The following is a 21,198-nucleotide window of genomic DNA, read 5'->3' on the forward strand; positions in this document are numbered from 1 at the left end:
CGGCCCACAGCCACGCCCACGAACCGCCACCTACAGCAAGATCCCTAAACCAGGTGAATGCTTACTGGCTTCCGACCTTCCACGACATGGGGCTGATGTTCGGCGTCGTTCTGCCGATCTATACCGGGATGCCCGCGTATCTCATGGCACCGGAGTCCTTCATCCGGCGACCACGGCGCTGGCTGCAGGCGGTCGCACAGTTTCGGGCGACGCACTCCATCGCGCCGAATTTTGCCTACGAGCGATGCCTCAGCACCGTCACCGATGATGAGCGCTCCGATCTGGATCTGTCGTCGTGGGAGTACGCCATCAATGGCTCGGAGACCGTCCGCAGCCAAACCATGCGACGGTTTGCCGCCATGTTTCAATCCTCAGGCCTGCGGGCGGAATCACTGATGGCCGGGTATGGACTCGCCGAAGCCACCCTGATGGTGACCGGCAGCCCGGCTGGTCGTACCGCGGAGACACTCTGGCTCTCGGCGGAGGCCCTGCGTCGGGGATACGCCCTGGTCGTTGACAGCGAGCGCGCCGACGCACGGCCGGTCACCACCTGCGGGCGTCCACAGGGGGACACTGTTGTGCAGGTGGTCGATCCGGAGACCTGCCGCCGGCTTGGCGATGGTCAGATCGGCGAAGTATGGATCAGCGGCGCGTGCGTAGCCGCCGGCTACTGGCTTCGCCCACACGAGACGGAATCGGAGTTCCGTGCCCGTGTGGTCGGTGACGGCGGTGACGCTTCTTTCCTCAGAAGCGGCGACCTGGGATTTCTCCATGAAGGAGATCTCTATATAACGGGCCGCCGGAAAGACCTGATCATAATCAACGGGGAGAACCACTATCCGACTGACATCGAGTTTACTGCGGAACAAAGCAACGAGACGCTTCGGATCTCCTCGACATGCGCCTTCTCGATCGAGAAGTCCGGAGTCGAGAAACTGATCGTCGTTGTCGAGGTTGACGGCAGAGTCCAACGCGGGACCAATCCGCATGAGTTGACCCGGGACATCTCTACCGCGGTCTGGCGCGAACACGGAATCCCAACCTTCTCGGTGCTTCCGGTGAAGCGTGGCGGACTGTTCCGAACCACGAGCGGAAAGCTTYGGCGAGGAGCATGTCGCGATGCATACCTGGCCGGCGAGCTCCCCGTCATCACGTGGACCGGCCCAAGCCCGAAGCGCGTCGGGGAGATCCTTCACTGGCTGCGCGAGTGGGGACGGCGTCGGGTCGACTCGCGGCTTATGGACGAACGTCGCACCATCCCGCCCCACATTATCCTTGCGCTTGCCCGGAGGGGTCTGTTCGGGATTCAAGTACCCCGGGAGCGCGGCGGTCTGGCTCTCGGCGAGGTCTCGACAGCACGGATATTCGAGCAGCTCGCGGCGATCGATCTCTCGCTTGCGACCTTTGTCTGCGACGGCAACATACTCGGAGTCAACCCGATCCTCTCCCATGCCGGTGAGCCGAAGCAGGAGCGACTACTGCCGGATCTGGCTGCGGGCAGGATCCTGGCCGCATTTGCGATGACTGAGCCCGAGGCCGGATCCGCTATGACCGCGATACGGGCGACCGCCCGTGAGACCGCACCTGGCCGGTGGTCGATCGATGGCACCAAGTCCTGGAGCGGGACATCCGCCTGGTCGGATCTCGTCGTCACCTTCGTGCAGACCCGAGATCGTGACGACCGGCCTGTTGGGATCACCGGGTTTGTGATCCCAACGGATGCGCCTGGTGTGCGAATCGGCCAAGAAGAGCTCACCATGGGTATGCGGTCAATGGTGCAGAACTCCATGCACTTCGAGAACGTGGAGGTGGCCGACGAAGACCTCCTGGGGGCTCCCGGCGAGGGCCTGACGATCGCGCAGCATTGCCTGATGCGGGCCCGCCTCCATATCGGTGCCCTGTGTCTTGGTGCGATGAAGCGATGCCTTCAACTGCAGCTCCGGTACGCGGAACGCCGTGAGATCGTAACAGGTCGACTGCTAGAAAACCCGGTCATGCGAGAGCGCCTAGCCGCCGCCACGGCTGCCGTGGCCTGTGTCGAGGCACTTGTGCAYGGTACCGCCGAACTACTCGACGACGATGAGGCCGTGCCAGATGCCCTCTTCTTGGTAATCAAGATCACAGCTCCGGAACTCCTCTGGAAGGTCGTGGACGGCGCGATTCAGGCTCTGGGCGGACGAGGTTATATCGAGACAAACATCCTTCCTCAGTTCCTCCGGGATGCGCGTGTCCTGCGAATCTTTGAAGGTCCTACGGAGAGCCTGCGTATGCACCTGGGTTCCACCATGATGGCGGGAGACCGGAGACAGGTGATCGACCTCCTCGTTCGACACTGCGGCGCGCATGATCTAGCCGCTGAGCTGGAGGCGACGGCCAGTCGCCTCCAGGAACAGTGTGGGCAGGCATCGACGTCCGCCACCTCGGCGGACTGCACCCGTGCCGCACATGACGTTCTCGGAGAGATGGCGGCGGCGGCGCTCGTGTCCGCGATGACGCGCCGTGCGGCGGAGGGGCGAGACGAGAGATACACGCGGGCGGCCACCTGGTCACTTGAGCAGCTCGATCTAGCTCGCCAGCGGGCGCTGTGCTCGGCAGGGGAGATCGGCGGCCGCTATCCGGCGGCTCAGGAGACGGCTGCCGAGATCGGTTCGTACACGAGCTCGATCGGCACCATGGACCGGCAGGTGGCTGGCGTCGTCGGCGAGGTCGACCCGTATCTTCGGGAGACGTTCGAACCTGCATACGCCCGCGGCGTCGAGAACGGTGAGCCAACCGGCGAGGAAGCCCCGGGAGGGGACGTGCGCGGCTGGTTGATGAGATGGGTGGCCGGACGCACGAACCTGCCGCTGGCAGACCTCGACGGCGATGAGCCGCTTCCCCGCTACGGGGTTGACTCGGTCAGCATCACGGAACTCGTCGGTGAGCTCTCTGAGGAACTCGGGATCGCGATACCGTCCGCGCTTGTATGGGAGTTCCCCAGTATTAACGGGCTTAGTCGGGAGATATTGCGGTCAGCTGGTCCAGTTAAGGCCCCCTAAGTACGCGTACTGTGCTGCATCAACTCGATGTCAGGAGAGAGTTGTGAGTGAACCACGACGATTGTCCGTCGGGCAGCAGGCACTTTGGTATCTTTATAGGACCGCACCGGACAGCTCCGCATATAATGTCATCTTCGCGATTCGCCTGCTCTCCGAAGTCGATCCGTCGGCCCTCGGAAGGGCGATCGTCGCCCTTGTTCGACGRCACGACCTGCTTCGCTCGACCTTTACCGAGTCGGCGGGTGAGCCGGTCCGGCTGGTAGGGAATRCGAATCGTGCTCAGTTCGATGTTCGTGACGCCCAGAGCATGTCTGAGCAGACTCTCCGGGCTCAGGTCCTGTCGGCGGYGGCCGATCCCCTGGAGCTCGCCGGCGGCGGACCGTTCCGCGCAGTCCTGTTCCATCGGCAGGAGGCTGGCTCGATTCTGCTGCTGGTGACGCATCACATAGCCACCGACTTCGTCTCTCAGGGTGTGCTGATGCGTGACCTACTCGATCTCTACCGTACGGAAGCCCACGGATCCTCTGCGGCACTTCCTGATCTCCGTGACAATTACGACACGTTCGTGACAGCGGAGAGATCGATGCTCGAGTCGGACCGGCGTGCGGATCTGGAAAGATACTGGATCAATGCCTGCAAGGGTGCACCCGGCGCCTTCGACCTGCCAACAGACAGGGTTCGYCCGCCCTATCAGTCGTTTTCGGGATCTACTTATGAAGTCCTCCTGGAACCAGGTCTCGTCGATCAGGCTCGCGCGAGCTCGAGGGGGGCCGGAGTAAGCCCCTTCATTTACCTTCTCGCCGTTTTTCAATCGCTGCTGCACCGGGTAGGAGCCCGAGACGATCTAATAATCTCGTGTCCGACAATGCCCGATATGGTGGGGTCTCTCAAGAATGTTGCAGGCTACTATGTTAACCCGGTCGCGATCCGATCTAGATACGACGCAAGTGGCACTTTCATGGAGTTCCTAAATTCCACTCGGGAGCGGGTAGCCGAAGCGATGACGCATCGGGAGTACCCCTTTCCGATGCTCGTTCACCTGCTCGATCTTCCGCGCGATCCCAGCCGTTCACCACTCACCCAGATCGCTTTCAGCGTGCAGGCGGCAGACCGATCCGGCGAGCTGCTTGACCTACACGCGCAGGGAGATCCGTCGCGAGAGCTCACCTACCGAGGCATGCGCCTCGCCTCGTTTCCGGTCCCGCAACAGGAGGGACAGTTTGATCTGTCGCTCGAGGTTGTCCAGACTTCGGCGTCAACGAGGGCGGTCTTCAAATACCGCACAGCGGTATACGACCAGCCTGAGATCGCCGATCTCGCCGATCAGTTCGTCCGCCTTCTCGCGGCGGCAGTCGAACATGCCGATCGGCCCGTTGCGTCATTCGACCTGCTGGACGGCGCGGCCCAAGCGGAACTGCTGGCACTCGGCTGTGGGCAGCAGGCAGACTCGCCTGAGCGTCTCGCCTCGGCCTTGGTGACCGCCCGGGCCGCAGAGCATCCTGACGCCGTGGCGGTGAAGGGCACCGGGGTGTGCCTGACTTACGCGGAGTTGGACCGCAAGGCCAACCAGGTTGCGCATCTGCTGCTCGGTCACGGTGTCTCGTGTGGCTCCCGCGTGGGCGTCTGCCTCCCACGCAACGCCGATGTATCCGCGGTGATGCTCGGCATCATGAAGATCGGCGCGACCTATCTTCCCCTCGACCCGGCGAATCCCCCGCAGCGCCTGGGTTCCATCCTGGCGGAGTCCCAACCGCCCGTTGTTTTCGGATCGGCGGCCACCCTGGAGGCCCTGCGGGGCCGGGCAGAGGTGCAGATCGATGTGGATGTGCCCGGCCTGCTGGACGGGTTCGCCGAGGCAGAGCCCGCCCCACCGGTGAACCCCGGGCCGGCCTATGCCATCTACACGTCGGGCTCCAGCGGGCGCCCTAAAGGAGCGCTACTCGGCCATGCCGGCCTGGTGAACCTTGCCGAATGGCAGCGGGACTACTTCGACCTGGGTCCGGGGAGTGGCGTCCTGCAATACGCGTCTCTGGGGTTCGACGCTTCGGTGTGGGAACTGTTCATGGCGCTTGGTTCGGGCGCGACGCTGCACGTCCCCGACTGCGCCGCGCTGGTGGGATCCGATCTCGCCCGGCTGGTGGACAAAGCCGGTGTCACCCACGTGACCCTACCTCCGTCGGTCCTTGCGACGCTTGCCCCCGAGGAAGTTCCGATGCTCGCTCACGTGATCTCCGCCGGTGAGGACTGTCCCGCCGATCTGGCGCGGCGCTGGTCCGATGGCCGCAGGTTACACAACGCGTACGGACCGACGGAGGCCACTGTCTGCACCACGGTGAGCCGTCACATCGCCGACGGACGCCGTCCGGCGATCGGTCGCCCCATCCGCAATACCCGTGTCTATCTCGTTGACGAGGCGCTGCGGCTGGTGCCCCGCGGGGTACCCGGGGAACTAGCGATTGGCGGCCTGGGCGTCGCCGAAGGCTATCTGAGTCGGCCGGACCTCTCAGCGGAACGCTTCGTGGCCGATCCCTGGTGTCCCGGTGGTCGGATCTACCGGACCGGCGACATGGCGCGGTGGCGACGTGATGGAGAGCTAGAGTTCCTGGGTCGGCGAGACAGCCAGGTCAAGGTGCACGGATACCGGATTGAGCTGACCGAGGTGGAGGAGATCCTGACCCAGCACGCCGGTGTCAGGTATGCGGTGGTAACGGTACAGGGGCAGGGCGTGAGCAAGCGCCTTGTGGGCCATGCCGTCGGTTGGGACTCCGACACGCCGCTGGCACCCGAGGAGCTGCTGGACTGGGTGCGTGACCGGCTTCCCGCCTATCTGGCCCCGGCCACGATCCATGTGGTGGATGCGCTGCCGCTCACCACGAACGGAAAAGTCGATCGGGCTGCTCTCGCTTCGACTCCCTCGACCACTCCAGAAGAAAGGATCGCGCCGCGGAACGCGACAGAGGAGATTCTCGCGGATATTCTCCGACAGGAACTTGGTGTGTCGGATGTCGGTGTCTACGACGACTTCTTCGCCATAGGTGGACATTCCCTGCTGGCTGCTCGACTGGGACATCTGGTGCGCGAACGATTCGGTCGCGAGCTACGGCTTGCGCAGATCCTGCGGTATCCGACAGTTGCCGGTATGGCCAGACTTCTGGACACCTCGGCGGCGGATAAAGACTTTCTGCCGGAAATCGTCCCCGGCCCGGATCCGCACGAGCCTTTTTCCCTGACCGACGTGCAGCAAGCATATCTCCTGGGCCGGCGCGAGGACTTCACTCTGGGGGGAGTGTCGGCGCACGGATACTTCGAGGTGGAAGGTCCTGGGCTGGCCCCAGAGCGGCTCACCGACAGCTGGAACATCGTAATCGAGCGGCATGGGATGCTTCGAGCCGTGTTCACCGAGGTGGCGCAGCGGGTCCTTCCCTCCGTACCGCGCTACATGATTCGTGTTCACGATTTCCGGCAGCGGAGTCCTCTCGAGCTCGCCTCGCACATCGCCGAGATCCGGGAGGAGATGTCCCACCAGATTCTGGCTGCGGACCGGTGGCCGCTGTTCGATATCCGGCTGACCCTGCTCCCAGACGAGCGCAGCCGTCTGCACCTGAGTTTCGACGGCCTGGTCGCGGACGGAGTGAGCCTCCGACGGGTACTTGCCGAATGGGCCGAGCTGTATGACGACCTCGACGCTGAGCTGCCGACGGTCGCTATCGGTTTCCGTGACTACCAGATGGCTACGCAGGCAGTTGAGGGCACGTTCCACTACGAGCGTTCCCGGCGCTACTGGCAGGAGCGGGTGGCCGAGTTTCCACCCGGACCGGAGCTGCCGGTGGCACGGGAGCCGCTCCCCGGGGACATACCACGATTCGACCGGATTTCCGCACGGCTGCCCGCCGAGACCTGGCAGGCTCTGCGACGTTCTGCCACTCGGGACGGCGTGAGCCTCTCAAACCTAGTACTCGCCGCGTATGCGGAGATTCTTGCCAGGTGGAGCAAACGCCGCCATTTCACCATCAACGTGACTTTGTTCAACCGCCTTCCACTGCACCGTGATCTGGACGCCGTGGTCGGCGACTTCACCTCGCTGAGTCTGCTGGAGGTGGACCTGCGGCGCAGCAGCGCGGTGGGGGACACCGCACGCGCAGTCCAGCGCCGCCTCTGGGACGATCTCGACCACCGGTACTACAGCGGCGTGCGCGTCCAGCGTGATTGGGCGCGTACACATGGCCGGAAGACGGCCGGTGCGAGCATGCCCGTCGTGTTCACCAGCTTCATCGACAGCGGTACCGACGGCTGGGGTTTCGAGCGCTTCGGGGAGGTAGTGGCATCCGCGAGCCAGACACCACAGGTCTGGCTGGACCATGTCGTGGTCGAGCAGGGTGGAGGTGCCGACCTGGTGTGGAACGTGGTGCCTGACATGTTTCCGGACGGACTTCTTCAGGACATGTTCACCACCTATACTGAGCTGCTCCGCGAACTGGCGGAGGATGCCACTTCCCGGCGACAGGAATGGCGTGATCTGCGGCCGCCCGCGCATGTACGGGAACACGCGAAGGCGAACGCGACGGAGATGATCTGGGATAGGATCCCGCTGTTGCACGAACCCTTTTTCGACAGGGCCGCGCAAGCACCGAACGCCACGGCGTTGATCGCCCCCGACCGCACCCTGAGCTACCGGGAGGTCGCTGACGAGACCGAGCGGCTCGCAGCCACCCTGAGCGCATATAGCCTCAGCACCGGCGACCTGGTCGCGGTCGTGATGGAGAAGAGCTGGCAGCAGGTGGTCGCCGTTCTGGGAATTCTGCGGGCCGGACTGGCCTATCTGCCCATTGGCAGCCAGTTGCCCGCAGCCCGACGGGCGCTGCTCCTGCATGAGGCAGGGGCGCGGATCGCCGTCACCCGGATCGCCGACCGACATCTTCTCGATCTTGGTGAGGTGCTGGATGCGAAGCTCCCGGACGGGTTCGTCGTCTGCGTGGTCGACGAGCCCAGACCGGCCGGGCGGCTCGCTGCGATAGCCCGGCCTCCGGTGTCGGCGGACGATCGTGCCTATGTCATTCACACCTCCGGTTCCACCGGAAAGCCGAAAGGCGTTGTGATCAGCCATGCCGCCGCAATGAACACCATCCTGGACGTCAATCGCCGCTTCGGTATGACAGAAAAGGACCGCGTTCTGGCGCTGTCCGGGCTGAATTTCGATCTTTCGGTCTACGACGTCTTCGGGATCCTCGCGGTGGGCGGAGCGGTGGTCGTCCCCGATCATCGTTCCCAGACGGACCCGACGCATTGGCTGCAGCTCGTCGAGCGTCATGGGGTAACCGTGTGGAACTCGGTTCCGGCACTTATGGGATTGGCACAGCAGTGGGCGGCGCTTGAGCGGGACGCGGATCTCGGGTCCCTGCGTGTCGTTCTTCTCAGCGGCGACTGGATCCCGCTGAACCTGCCGGATCAGATTCGGTCGCGCAGTCCCGAGGCGCAGATCGTCAGTCTGGGTGGAGCGACCGAAGCGAGTATCTGGTCGATTTCCCATCTCATTGAAGAGCTGTCCGAGGGGTGGCCGAGTGTTCCCTATGGAAAACCCCTGGCCAACCAGACTTTCGAGGTTCTCGACGAGATTTTGCAACCTCGACCGACCTGGGTACCGGGAGAGTTGTACATCGGCGGCTCGGGTGTCGCTCATGGCTACCTCGGTGATCCTGTACGGACGGCGGAGAAGTTTATCTTCCACCCCGTCAGCGGGGCCAGACTCTATCGAACCGGTGACTGGGGAAGGTATCGGCCTGGCGGCGACCTGCAGTTCCTGGGCCGCGAGGACCAGCAGATCAAACTTCATGGAAACAGGATCGAGATTGGCGAGATCGAGGCGGCACTGCTCCGGAATGACGAGGTTCACAACGTCCTCGTCGCGGTGTCCGGGCAGGGCAGTGATCGCAGGCTGACGGCCTACGTGGTGGGATCGCCTCAAGGCGAAGGAGACGACGCACGGTCGCTGTTCGTTCGCGACGAGGAACATCCAAACCAGCCGCTGGTGCTCTCCCCGGAACGTGCCCGCAGCTATCTTCTGCGGCACCTTCCCCAAGCTATGGTTCCGACGGCGTTTGTGCCTCTGGACGCGCTACCACTGACCGCAAACGGCAAGGTCGATCGCAGCCGGCTGCCGACCGCCGACGCCGACGCCGACGGGTCGAGTACCGCACCCGCGCAGGAGCGACCGTGGAAAGGCGTCGAACGTTTCGTGGCCGAGATATGGTCGACCACCCTGGAAAGGGTCGTCCGCGGTGTCGAGGAGAACTTCTTCTCCCTCGGCGGCGACTCGCTGTCCGCCGTCCGCATCCTGTCTCGGATACGAGACGAGTTCGGGGTGCGCCTAGAGATACGTGAGCTGTTCGACGCACCTACGGTGGCCGAGCTGGCCCGGCTGGTCGAGGCTCGGCGAGAGGACGGTGCAGGATCTCGACAGAATCCTGTCCCGGTGTCCGGAACGAACTGGGTAGAGGAAACCCTGTGAACACTGACACGGCCATTTTTCTCCAGTGGTTAGCTACGCAGGACGTGTCCCTGAAAGTCGACAACGGACGGCTGATCGTCCGGTCCGGTTCCGGGCCGATCGCCGATGACCTCCGCGCCCGCCTCCGCGAGCGGAAGGCTGATCTGCTGCGTGAGCTGACGCAGCAGCAGGCCGAGCCCTCGTTCGGGCAGCAACAGCTCTGGCTTCTCGATCGGTTGGAGGGCGGCGGTGCCGCATACAACGTCACCGCGGTTATCCGGGTGCGGGGAGCGATCGATGCCGCGGCGCTGAAGCGAGCCCTGACCGAGGTGGTGCGTCGTCATGAGGTGCTCCGTACCAGCCTTGTCGAGCAGGACGGCCTACTGCTCACCCGAACTCGTCCGGCGATGGCCGTTCCGCTGACGCTGGTGGACCTATCTGACGCCGGTCCGGACGAGCGCGAAACCCGGTTCGACGACCTTGCCACGGAGTTCGCCTGCCGTCGCTTCGACCTGAGCACGGACGTGCTTCTGCGAGCCTTCCTCGTGCGGACTGGTCCGATGGAGCACGTTCTAGTGATGACCCTCCACCATATGGGTGGTGACGGGGCGTCCGTCGGCCTACTTAAACGGGAAATCTCCCAGCTCTACACTGCATTCCGGGCAGGCCAATCCTCTCCGCTTCCTGAGCTGGCTGTGCAGTACCGAGACTTTGCTGACTGGCAGCGAGGCCAGTTCCGCAGCGGCCCGACGCCAGCCGAGGTCGAGTTCTGGAGGGCGTATCTGAGCGGAGCTCCGAAGGCGGTCAGACTTCCGATGGACAGGCCCAGAACGGCCTTCCACACCTTTCGGGGCGGGACCGTCAGATTCCGGATCGAACCATATCTGGCGTCCGAACTGCGCCGGCTGTCGACACGCGCCGGCGCATCCCTGTTCATGTGTCTTCTCGCGATCCTGAAAGTACTTCTGGGAAAGGCTGGTGCCGGGGATGACCTGGTCACCGGAACTCCGGTCTCAAGTCGAGGTAACCAGCGTTTCGATGATGTTATCGGGTATTTTGTCAATACATTCGTGGTGCGCGTCGACATCTCTGGAGATCCGAGCTTCTACGAAGTCCTAGGGCGCGTCCGCCACGCTGTGCTGAGCGCCCATGCGCATGCGCAGACGCCTTTCGAGCACGTGGTGAGGGCGGTCAACATACGCCGCGGCGCGAGTTATCTCCCCGTCTACCAGGTCATGTTCGGCCTGCAGTCGGGCGAGTCAAGCGAGCTGTCGCTCGAGGGCGCCGAGACCGAAGAGATACCCTTTGACCCTCCCGTCGCGAAACATGACCTGACCCTGTTGTTCGACGAGGTGGACGGAGCCCTCCTGGGTCGCCTCGAATACAACAGGAACATCTTCGACGAGGCAACCGTGCAAGTCCTCGCGGCTAGCTACAGCGAGCTTGCCAGCGTAGTCGTCGCTCGGCCGCGGCAACGGCTGTCGGCGGTGGTGGAACTATCCCCGTCGACCATGGCACTGGCGTCGAAGATCGTGGCCCCGGAGAAGGATAAGGATGGCTCCGGCGATTTAGAAACGGTCGCCTCCGCGCACCCGCAGAGCGCAACGGTGCGGGCCGTGTCACGCATCTGGTCGACCGTTCTCGGTAGTACCGACGTGCGAACGGATGTAGATTTCTTCTCCATTGGTGGCAGTTCCATGGCGATGATGAAGGTTAATCTCGAGATCTATCGTGAGCTTGGGTTGGAGATCCCCGTGGCCCGGCTGTTCGAGAATCCGACCGTCCTGGGAATGGCCAGGTACCTGGATCAGGTACTCGTCGAAGGATCCGTGCGGCCGGCCAGCAGCGGAGGCCAGGGATGGATCCGCCCCGTGCTCCCCGTCGAGGGCCCCGGACATCTGTGGAACATCGTCGCCACCGGTCCGGATGGCATCTGGGCCGCCGGCCGGCGTGATCTCCTCGACGGTCGTGGCGGCTCGGTGTCGGTGGTGGTGCACTGGGACGGTCAAAGCTGGACGGAGGTCGACCATCCGGACCTGGGCCGGGTGGTGGGGGCTACCTCGCGGGCACGCGACGACGTCTGGATGTCGGGCCTCCACGGCCTGGTCCGATGGGACGGTGCCCGATGGGAGCGCGTGGGCGGCTCGGCTCCCGACCGGGACTGCGCGTCGGTGACGGCGGTGGCCGACGAGGTCTGGACCCTGGTTCGGCCCGCTGACACCGCACAGCCGTTGGCGGTCGCGAGATGGGATGGGCGTACCTGGGCGCGGGAGTCGCTCCCGCTGCCGGCGTCGGGCGCGACGTTGCATGGATGCCTGCACGGCTGCGCGCCGGATGACCTCTGGGTCTCCACGGTCCGGGCCCTCCCCTCAGGCGACGTCGAGTCCTGGGTGTTGCACTGGGACGGGACGGCGTGGTCACGGGTCGGCCTGCCAGACCTCCCCGGCAGCGACACCGAGATCATCCGGGTCCACGCCCGTGGCTCCGGCGATGTCTGGCTGCTTGGCGCCGGGGTACGGCAGGCGGTACGCGACAGAGAGCGGACTGGACTCGCCCTGCACTGGGACGGGTCCGGGTGGACGAGGACGACGATGTCCCCGCAAGGCTGTGGCCGACTCAACAGCATGCTGCGGACGGCATCCGGCGATCTCTGGGCGGCCGGAGGAGGCAGTGGGGTGCCCGGCTTCCTGATCCGCTGGGACCGTGCGGCGAACACCTGGATCTCGGCACAGGCTCCCCAGTCAGCGCTGTTGGGTGATCTCGTGCAGATTCCCGGCACGACCCGGTTACTGGCCGGGGGCGCCGACCACAACGGACTGGCAGTGTTCACCAGAGATGACCAACCATGACCGGTGCAACTGCCGGAGAGCGCGGATCCCAGTGTCGCCCCGGCAGCTATCAGCCAGGAGTGCGGCTACTCGAGGGCGACACCCGTCTGACGGAGAACGGACCATGCTGCGTGCCCGCTGCGATCCACCTGGACGGCATCCTGGACGCCGACGCGCTGATGTCTGCCTGGTGCGCGCTGACCGCTGGGTACGCCCTACTCCTGCCGACCGCCGCCCACCGGACGAAGCAGCCCGACGCGCCGGGCGTGCTGCCCATACTCTTGGAGCATCTGAACACGATCCCATTGCTGGAGCAGGACGACCAGTTCCAGCGCCGTTTCCTCGCGGAGGCGGCGCGACCGTTTCGGACCGGGATCGACTTTCCGGCTCGGGCGACTCTGCTGCGCCGGTCCGAGACGTCCCACATCCTCCTGATCGCCTTTGACCCGCTCGTTCGGGACGAGTGGTCGGTGGATGTCCTGGCTGGCAGGCTCATCGAGCTGTATCAGACTCCGCCGCAGGAGCCGTCGGTGTCGGCAGGTTCCCATCCATCGCCTGCCGACGCGGCGTCCACCTCCGGCCTGCCGGCAACAGCGTCCGCCGAGCCTGTTCGACCGGAATACACCAGCGGCGCCTTCCGCCACAGGAGCCTTTCGCGGGATGCGACGGACGGCCTGCGAATGCTTGCCGAGCACTGGAACGCGATGCTTTCCGACGTCCTGTTCTCAGCCTGTCAGCCCGCGCTGGCGCAGTGGCCGCCGACGTCGTCCATGCGATTGACTGCAACGATGCCGACCGGGGTCCAGTCGCGAACGGGAGCGCCGAGCACGGCCGTCGACGCGGCGCGTGCCGTCTGCCGACGCCTGCCGGGGGACCGGCCACCGTCGGCGGCCGGCGGATTCCGGTCGTCGGTCTCCTCCGATCCCTGGACACCGCCCCCCCTCCTGTGGTTCTGGTCTGATGCGGACGATGCCAATCTACCTCGGGTACCCGCCGGACCGGAGCAGTGCGTCCGGATCCATCCGCGACGAACCGTCACGAGAAACGCGCTGACCCTTGCGGTCTCCCTGTGGCCGGGCGGAAGTCTCGCAGTGCGCCTGATCTACCCGGAGCGCCGGTATACGGCTGCGGCGGCTGACTCCCTCCTGGAGATTTTCGTTAATATTCTTGAAACGCTCTCCGAGCAGTGCGAACAGGAGCTCATTTGATGCCCAGCTGGTTCCTCTTTAGTGAGCCTGGGCGGTCAGCAAGAATCAGGCTCTTCTGTTTTCCTTATGCCGGCGGGGTAGCCAGTGGATATCGTGAATGGTGGCAGCGGTCGAATTCTGATATACAGGTGGCTCCCGTTCAGCTTCCCGGAAGGGAGAACCGCATCGCGGAACCGGCGGTGCCCGATCTATACCAGCTGGTTTCCTTGGCCGCACAGGCACTGCGGGACCACGTGGACAGGCCCTACGCGTTGTTCGGGCACAGTATGGGAGCGATGATCGCTTATGAGCTGTCCCGTTACCTGGCGAAAATGGGCAGTCGACCTCCAGTCCGGCTGCTGGTGTCCGGCATGTCCGCGCCCGATCTGCTGAGCGGGACTTCCTCTCCCCGGCGGCGTTCGCGCGAGGAGATTATAGCCGAACTCCGCCGACTGCACGGTACTCCGTCCGACATGCTCGAGAACGAGCAGATCCTGGACTTTCTACTCCCCCGCCTACAGGCGGACTGGCAGGTGACCGAGAGTTTCCGCTACCGTCCGGGACCGAGGCTCGCCGTCCCGATCAGCGTTTTTGGCGGCACCGCCGACCCGGATGTCCCGATCACCGACCTGCTGGCCTGGAATGCGCACACGAAGTCCGACACACGTATCCGGCTCCTGCCCGGTGACCACTTCTTCGTCGACCGGCACAGCAGCACCGTCGCCGACCTCGTGTTCGCCGATATCGTCGAGTCCCTGCGATCCGATTGATCCCTCCCGGTCCGGATCGCTCCTGGGATCACAATGAACATCCTCCTTCAGGGATATCCTCATGACTAAGGTCGAATTCCTTCCACATAAAGAATCTGATCCGTCTCATTCACTCGGTGATCGCGCTGCCGGCGCGGCGGCGGCGGCGGTGGGTGCGCTCGACGCGAAGCGTTACGCGAATGCTATGCGCGAACTGGATCGGGTTGCCATGCACGCGATGCTGACCGCCCTGCGAGCAGTCGGACTGTTCGAAGAGGACGTCGAGTGTGACGAGCCTGGCGTGGCCGCGACGGTCGGGGTGGCGCCACGACATCGGTGGATCCTCCGGCGCTGGCTGGAGGTACTCACTCGAGAAGGCGTCCTCGCCCACGATGGGGCCACCGGGCGGTACCGAGTCTCCGGTCCGGCATGGCAGTACCCTTCCGGGTACCGATCGAACATCGAAACCCTGTGTCTCGACCTAGGGTACTCGCAGGAGCTCGCCAGGTTCTTTGAGYGATGCAATTCCGATCTGCTCGGCCTGCTGCGTGACGAAAAGATGCTCCAGGAGATGCTCTTCGTCGACGGCGGTCTGGATATTGCGAAAATGGCGTATCGAGATAATATTTCCAACCGCTATTTAAATGCCGTGGCGGCCGAGGTGCTGCGTACTGTGGGCGGGTCCGTTCCGCCGGACGATGAATTCCGTGTAGTAGAGCTAGGTGCTGGTGTCGGCGGTACAAGTACGACGGTCATCRCTGCGCTCGGGTCGATGGAGAGGAAGATTGAATATCTTTTCACAGATGTCTCCCCATATTTCCTGTCGGCCGCCCGAAGGACTTTTTCGGCCCAGCCATGGGTACGCTATGACCTGTGTGACATAAACGCCCATTTGGGTCTCCCCGGATCGGCTGAAGTCCCGCCCAATGTCATCCTCTCGGCAAATGTTCTCCATAATGCATACGACATTAGGGAAACGCTTTCCTGGCTGTGCAAGGCGGTCCGTCCGGGTGGCCTCGTCGTATTCATCGAGACGTGCCGGGAACATTATCAACTGCTCAACTCGATGCATTTCATGCTCTCGGCGAAGCCCGGTCATCGGTATCCTGGGTGTGCTGATCGGAGGGCTGGCTCCGGCAGGGTATGCCTGAGTCGATCCGAATGGGTGGATGAGCTACACTGGTCGGGTTTGCGTCCGCTGCTCGTGCTGCCCGACGACGAGCATCCGCTCGCGGCATTTGCGCAACATGTTTTTGTTGCCCGTGCCGGCGGTTGATGAAGGACGCGACAGTATCACTGGCCGTTCTGGGCGGCGGGAGGGCTCCGGTACGCGAGACGCTCGGCGCGACGAACCGGGCACCGTTCCTCGCTGCGGGCCGATATTCAGGCGACAAGGTTCCGGCGCGTGCCCGGCCAGGCGCCGCGACATTGATGAGGTGAGGAGGCGCAGTGCAGGAACCGTGGGAGCGGTCCGTGTCTACGGCAGGCACCGGACCGCAGGTCGTGATCACAGGTCTGGGAACGACTACGCCGCTGGGCGGGGATGTAGCGGCCACATGGCAGGGGCTGCTCGCCGGCCGCTGYGGTGGACGGCGGCTCACCGAGGACTGGGCCAGGGATCTGCCGGTGCGGATAGCGGCTCCACTGGCAACGCCGCTGACGCTCGGCCGGGTGGAGTCCCGAAGACTGGACCGCTGCTCCCAGCTGGCRCTGGCTGCCACGCGGGAGGCCTGGGCCGATGCTGGCACCCCCCAGGTCGACCCGGTACGGCTAGCCGCGGTGGTCGGATCGGGTATTGGCGCCATGAGCACGCTGCTGAATCAGTTCCAGGTGCTCTGCGACCGGGGGGCGCGGCAGGTTTCACCCTACTTGCTCCCCATGATTATGCCGAATTCGCCGGCGGTGACAGTAGGTCTTGCCGTCGGTGCCCGAGCAGGTGTGCATGCACCACTCAGCGCCTGCGCGACCGGCGCCGAGGCGATCGCGTATGCGTTGGACATGATCCGGGCCGGCCGGGCGGACGTTGTGGTCGCCGGTGGGACCGAGGCGGCGATCCATCCGCTTGCTCTGGCAGGGTTCGCGCAGATGCAGGCGTTGTCGAGCCGCAATGACACTCCGCAGACGGCGTCCCGGCCGTTCGACAAGGGCCGGGACGGGTTTCTGCTCGGCGAGGGTGCGGGGATCATGGTGCTTGAGTCCGCCGATCACGCCCGGGGTCGCGGTGCTCGGATGTACGCAACCCTGGCCGGAGCTGGAATGAGTGCGGACGGCTATCATGTGGCGGCGCCGGAGCCCAGCGGCGAGGGCGCGGCGAGGGCTGTGCGGGCCTGCCTGCGTTCCGCCGGGCTCTCCGCGAACGAGGTCGTTCACATCAATGCGCACGCCTCGTCGACACCAGCCGGGGACGCCGCCGAGAGCCGGGCGCTGCGGGCGGCTCTCGGCGGCGCCCTGGACGACGTGGCGGTGACGTCCACGAAGTCGATGACCGGACATCTGCTGGGAGCATCCGGGGCGGTCGAGGCGATGATCGCAGCTCTCACCCTACGGGAACGGACCGTGCCCGCGACCCGGAACCTTGACGCCCTTGACGACCAGATCGAGCTCGACGTCGTCACGGTCGAGAATCGTTTGATCCCCGAAGGCGCCGTGCTATCGAACTCGTTTGGTTTCGGCGGTCACGACGTCTGTCTCGCCTTCACCCCCTAGCGGAGTGACCGGCAGAACAATTGGTGAAGGGCATCAGGCGGTCGGTGTGGCTATGTGCACGTCCCGTGGCCCCAGTTGAGCATGACGACGGCCCCACATGACGATCTCTAACGACGTCGGGTGTGCACACAGCTTGGCCTCACCCTTGAGCCCTCCCCGCCGCCAAGGGTGATCCTCGCTCGCTGCTGGTCCAGGTCGTTTCGTAGACGTGGACCCCGCGGGCCCCACAGTGCGCCGTTTCCCCCTGGTGCCACGCCAGCGGCCCGCCTGCTCTGCGCTCAAGGCCCGTGTCGGCGAGCTGTGCGCCCTCGCCGACACGGCGCAGCGGACCGGCGACCGGGCCACCGCCTCCGCCATGTTCAACCAGGCGGCCCTGCTCGCCTCCGACCTCGGCCTACCCGACCTCGCACGCGCCTGGTGTCACCGCCACGCCGAGCTTCACCTGCGCACACATTTGCTGACCGCGAGGGCCGCGCGTCATGCCCTCGAACCCCTCGTCAACCTGGCACGCCTGCACATCCGTGCCGGCGCCGGCGACGTCGCCGCGCGGCTTCTCGACAACCTCTACCAGGCCGTCAGCACGCGAACCGACATCGTCCTGGACGACATCGTGGTGCCCGCCGCCACGCTCACCGCGACCGTGGACGACCACGCGAAGCTGCGGCAATGGCTCTGGACCGTGCTGCTCGCCGACGGCGTCCGCGCCCGCACCACCGCCGGCCGCTGGCAGGACGCCAGCACCTACCTACGCCGCCACAAGGGAATCGGTCAGCGCCTGTTCGACGGCCGCCAAGTCGCCATCCTCGCAAGCGCCATCGCCGGCAACCGGGCGGACGCGCAGGCGCTCCTGGGCGCCACAGCCTGCACCGAACCCTGGGAAACCGCCGTGCGTGACTGCCTCACGATGCTGTGCCGACGCCCCGACGATCCGGGCGTCTCCGCCGCCGCCACCGCGATGCTGGACCACTGCGGCCAGCTCGACCACGCAAACCTGCCCATCGCCTTCCGCATCCGCCTCCACCTCACAGCTCTCGACGCCGCCAGCAACGTCAACGACGTCGATCCACGACCGCTGACCCGCGCGATGATCCACCAGGTGCTGGAAGCCGGCGACGGCTACGCCGCCCGAGACCTGCTATGCGCGTCCACCGACCGCGCATTCCTCGACGCACCCCAAGCCCGCAGCCTCGCCGAACTCGTGAACATCTGCGGCCTGGACAGCGGCGCCATCCCCGCACGCCTCCGCACGGATCTGTCCACCGCTCTGGACACGATTACGGCCGTGCTCGCGGACACGATCGCCGTGCCGCTCGATCCGTGACATACCGACTACTGCAAGAATCATCCGCGTCGCAGGGGACTGGAAGATCGGCGAAGTCGGTCCAGAAAAGGGGATAGGAGGGCGTCGACATGACCAGGGCGAGCCTGCGGGCCGAGCAGGACGAACTGCGGGCGCGGATGCGGGCGGTGGGGATGAGCCACGACGAGATCGCCGTCGAGTTCGCCCGCCGCTACCACTACCGTCCCCGTGCCGCCCACCGCCACGCCCGAGGCTGGACCCAGACGCAGGYCGCGAACCACATCAACGCCCACGCCGCCCACGCAGGCCTCGACCCGGACGGCGCCGCCCCCATGACCGGCCCGAAACTGTCGGAAGTCGAGAACTGGCCGCTACCGAACAACCGCCGCCGGCCCACCCCCCAGCTCCTCGCCCTGCTCGCCGAGGTCTACGACACCGCCATCCACAATCTCATCGACCTCGACGACCGCGAACAGCTCACCCCCGCCGACATGCTTCTCCTCAGCCGCATCGACCGCGCCGGACCAGGCGAGCACCGCGATCGTTCACTACCTGTCGCGCCGCACAACACCAGGGCGCCTCAACAGCCGAGCACCTTGGCTGCGCGCGCGGAGACTCCGGCGCACCTCGGTAGGCCGTGGCCGGCGGTCGAGGCCAGGCCACCGGCAGTCGACGGTGGCGTGGCGACGCCGATGCCCTCCGTCGCGGGAGATCTCGCACGCGCTTTCCGTAGCAGCGATCCGGCCGGCTACCTTCGCGACCAGATCGGAGCGTGCGCGGGAGCCGATGGCGCACAGGGTCCGGCCGCCGCTCTCCCGACCATGCTGGGCACGGTCTCGGCGATCGAGGACGCCCTTCGGCGAGCCCCGCTCGGACACCGCCGCGAGCTGCTCGGTCTCGGCGCTCGCGCCGCGGAGTTCGTCGGCTGGCTCTACCGCGACGCCGGTCTCCTCCCTGCGGCGTCCTACTGGCAGGACCGCGCCGAGCAATGGGCGCAGGAGGCCGGCGACCTGCCGTTGCAGGGGTACATCCTGCTGAAGAAGAGCCAACTGGCATGGGACGAACGCGACGGGGCGCGCATGCTGACCTTGGCCCAGGCCGTCCAGGACGGGCCGTGGACTCTCCCGGCCTCGGTGCGGTCGGAAGCCGCGCAGCAGGAAGCCCGCGGCCACGCCCTGACAACGCGGGATCTCGCGGCTGTCGAACGGAAGCTGAGCGAGGCACGTGACCTGCTCGCGGCCAGCGTGCGCGAGCACGACGAGCAGGACATGTCGCCGCACTACAGCCCGGCGCTGCTGATGCTTCAGAGCGCGCTGTGCTACGCCGCTGCTGGGCAGCTCGACCGGGCCTTGACGATCTTCCAACGAGAGTTGAGGCCCGCGGTGTTCTCGCTGCGGGACTATGGCTACTTCCGGGCGCTGATGGCAGGTGTTCTGGCGGACCTCGGTGAGCCGGACRAAGCCGCGAGCGTCGGCACGCAGGCGCTGAACATCGGCCGGATCACGGGCTCCCTGCGCACCTGGACCGAAATCAGCCGCACCATGCACACGCTCACGCCGTGGGCGGCACGGCCGTCGGTGCGCGACCTGAAGGACGCTATCGTGACGGCCTCTCTCCCTCCCGCAGCTGCTCACCGGCCCAGTCCGCCACTGTTCGGATGACCGAGGTCTGCCAGATCTGGGTCTGGGGGTCGGCGTAGGTCGGGTCGTCGTGGACGGCGATGCCATGCTGCGCCCCATCCACAGTGACCAGGCGGGCCTCGCCGCCAAACCGGCCGATCRCCGCCCGCGAGCTGTCCACGGGGATGAAGGTGTCCTTCGTGCCGTGCACAATCAGAGTCGGCGCGGTCACAGTGTCGAGTTCGCGGTCCGGGCGCAGGTAGAAGACCTCGTTGAGCAGCGGACGGCCGAGCCGGAAGGTCGGCGAGTGCTCCAGGTAGCCGGTCTCCGCCAGGCGCCGCCCCGCGTCCTCGTCAATCTGGTCGTCATGCCAGGAGGGCTTCTGGTCGATGAACCTGTTCTTGTAGTCCAGGAGTGGATTGAAAAGCACCAGGCTGCGGACCTGCTCGGGATGGCGGGCGGCGAACAGCGCGCTTATACCGCCGCCGAAACTGGCGCCCACCAGCACCACCGTGTCCGTACCGGCCGCCCCTGCGGCATGCGAGGCAGCGGCCCGGATGTCACCGAGGATCCCGGCGATCGTAAGGTCCTCCATCCGCCCCTGACTCTCGCCGTGCGCTCGGAAGTCGAACCGGAGCGACGCGATTCCAGCCTCTGCCAGGCCGTGCGCGAGTCGGGTGAAGAAGCCCCCTTCCTCTCTCGTCACACCTCCGCCGTGCACCAGGACCGCGACCCCCAAGGGGCGGTCCGACGGCCGCAGCAGGCTCCCTGCCAGCAGCAGCCCGTCAGGACTGCGGAACGTCACGGCCTTTTCGAGATCTCGGGTCATCCCACTCCTTGAGCCGCGCGGTCCTGGCTCTGCCCACCAGCCATCGAATGCCAGCCCGCGCTCGACCATCATGATCCGTGGACGTCCGGGCGCTGTCCACGCGCGTCTCCGCGAGCGGAACCATCACATCACGGTCGCCCATCGCCTCCTATGGCTGCGACCATGAGACCAGCGACGAGCGTGCCCTCCTTGACGCGTCGGCCCTGCCCAGGCCAACACACCCCGGCAGCCACGGTGCGGGGCACCGCGCACAGGAACGCTACAAGCTCCCACGAGGACGCGAACGGATCACCGCCGGCGGGACGAAAATGTGAACTCGACGGATTGCATTCCGGCAGGTCAGGCGCTATGCCGCCGCGCGAATCAGATGTTCGCCCCGCGGGGAATGACTGGGGTGTGGATCGCTTGGGACGCTGGAGACGTAAAGCGTCGGCGGCCACGAAGGTGGCGGTCGGCCA

Annotated in this window: 10 protein-coding genes; 9 read left to right on the forward strand and 1 reads right to left on the reverse strand. The window is 65.5% G+C overall.

The window, feature by feature from the left end:
• Positions 1-53 precede the first annotated feature (53 nt).
• From KBI5_RS17580 to KBI5_RS28010, 9 genes are all read left to right on the forward strand, one after another.
• The gene (locus KBI5_RS17580) at positions 54-3,038 is read left to right on the forward strand and encodes an acyl-CoA dehydrogenase family protein (protein WP_085015863.1); all 2,985 of its coding nucleotides are present in this window, start codon (positions 54-56) and stop codon (positions 3,036-3,038) included.
• A complete protein-coding gene (locus KBI5_RS17585) occupies positions 2,920-9,543 on the forward strand; it encodes a non-ribosomal peptide synthetase (RefSeq protein ID WP_085015864.1) in 6,624 nt (2,207 codons plus the stop codon). Before KBI5_RS17580 ends, KBI5_RS17585 begins: the two co-directional genes overlap by 119 nt.
• The gene (locus KBI5_RS17590) at positions 9,540-12,371 is read left to right on the forward strand and encodes a condensation domain-containing protein (RefSeq protein WP_085015865.1); all 2,832 of its coding nucleotides are present in this window, start codon (positions 9,540-9,542) and stop codon (positions 12,369-12,371) included. Before KBI5_RS17585 ends, KBI5_RS17590 begins: the two co-directional genes overlap by 4 nt.
• 110 nt (positions 12,372-12,481) lie before the next feature.
• Entirely contained in the window at positions 12,482-13,558 is a 1,077-nt protein-coding gene (locus KBI5_RS17595) for a hypothetical protein (RefSeq protein ID WP_133057069.1), read from the forward strand.
• Positions 13,558-14,307: an alpha/beta fold hydrolase gene (locus KBI5_RS17600; RefSeq protein WP_085015867.1), complete on the forward strand. Its 750-nt coding sequence runs from the start codon at positions 13,558-13,560 to the stop codon at positions 14,305-14,307. Before KBI5_RS17595 ends, KBI5_RS17600 begins: the two co-directional genes overlap by 1 nt.
• 61 nt (positions 14,308-14,368) lie before the next feature.
• Positions 14,369-15,562 carry a class I SAM-dependent methyltransferase gene (locus KBI5_RS17605; protein WP_085015868.1) on the forward strand — a complete coding sequence of 398 codons (1,194 nt, stop codon included), beginning with the start codon at positions 14,369-14,371 and terminating at the stop codon, positions 15,560-15,562.
• A gap of 197 nt (positions 15,563-15,759) precedes the next feature.
• The gene (locus tag KBI5_RS17610) at positions 15,760-16,992 is read left to right on the forward strand and encodes a beta-ketoacyl-ACP synthase II (RefSeq protein ID WP_085015872.1); all 1,233 of its coding nucleotides are present in this window, start codon (positions 15,760-15,762) and stop codon (positions 16,990-16,992) included.
• A 229-nt stretch (positions 16,993-17,221) separates the two neighbouring features.
• On the forward strand, positions 17,222-18,313 hold the full coding sequence (locus KBI5_RS17615; RefSeq protein ID WP_133057070.1) for a hypothetical protein: 1,092 nt from the start codon (positions 17,222-17,224) through the stop codon (positions 18,311-18,313).
• Positions 18,314-18,402: 89 nt separating this feature from the next.
• Positions 18,403-19,953 (forward strand): hypothetical protein, encoded by a 1,551-nt coding sequence (locus KBI5_RS28010; protein ID WP_241882995.1) that lies wholly within the window; start codon positions 18,403-18,405, stop codon positions 19,951-19,953.
• Here the strand turns inward: KBI5_RS28010 and KBI5_RS17625 are convergent.
• On the reverse strand, positions 19,889-20,740 hold the full coding sequence (locus KBI5_RS17625) for an alpha/beta fold hydrolase (protein ID WP_085015870.1): 852 nt from the start codon (positions 20,738-20,740) through the stop codon (positions 19,889-19,891). The two genes, KBI5_RS28010 and KBI5_RS17625, sit on opposite strands and share 65 nt — an antisense overlap.
• Positions 20,741-21,198: the final 458 nt, after the last annotated feature.

This window comes from Frankia sp. KB5, assembly GCF_002099325.1.
Classification (GTDB): Bacteria; Actinomycetota; Actinomycetes; order Frankiales; family Frankiaceae; genus Frankia; species Frankia casuarinae.

Bases quoted from the DNA above. Each gene is read 5' to 3' on its own strand.
- KBI5_RS17600 (WP_085015867.1), top strand. From the start codon at position 13,558: ATGCCCAGCTGGTTCCTCTTTAGTGAGCCTGGGCGGTCAGCAAGAATC.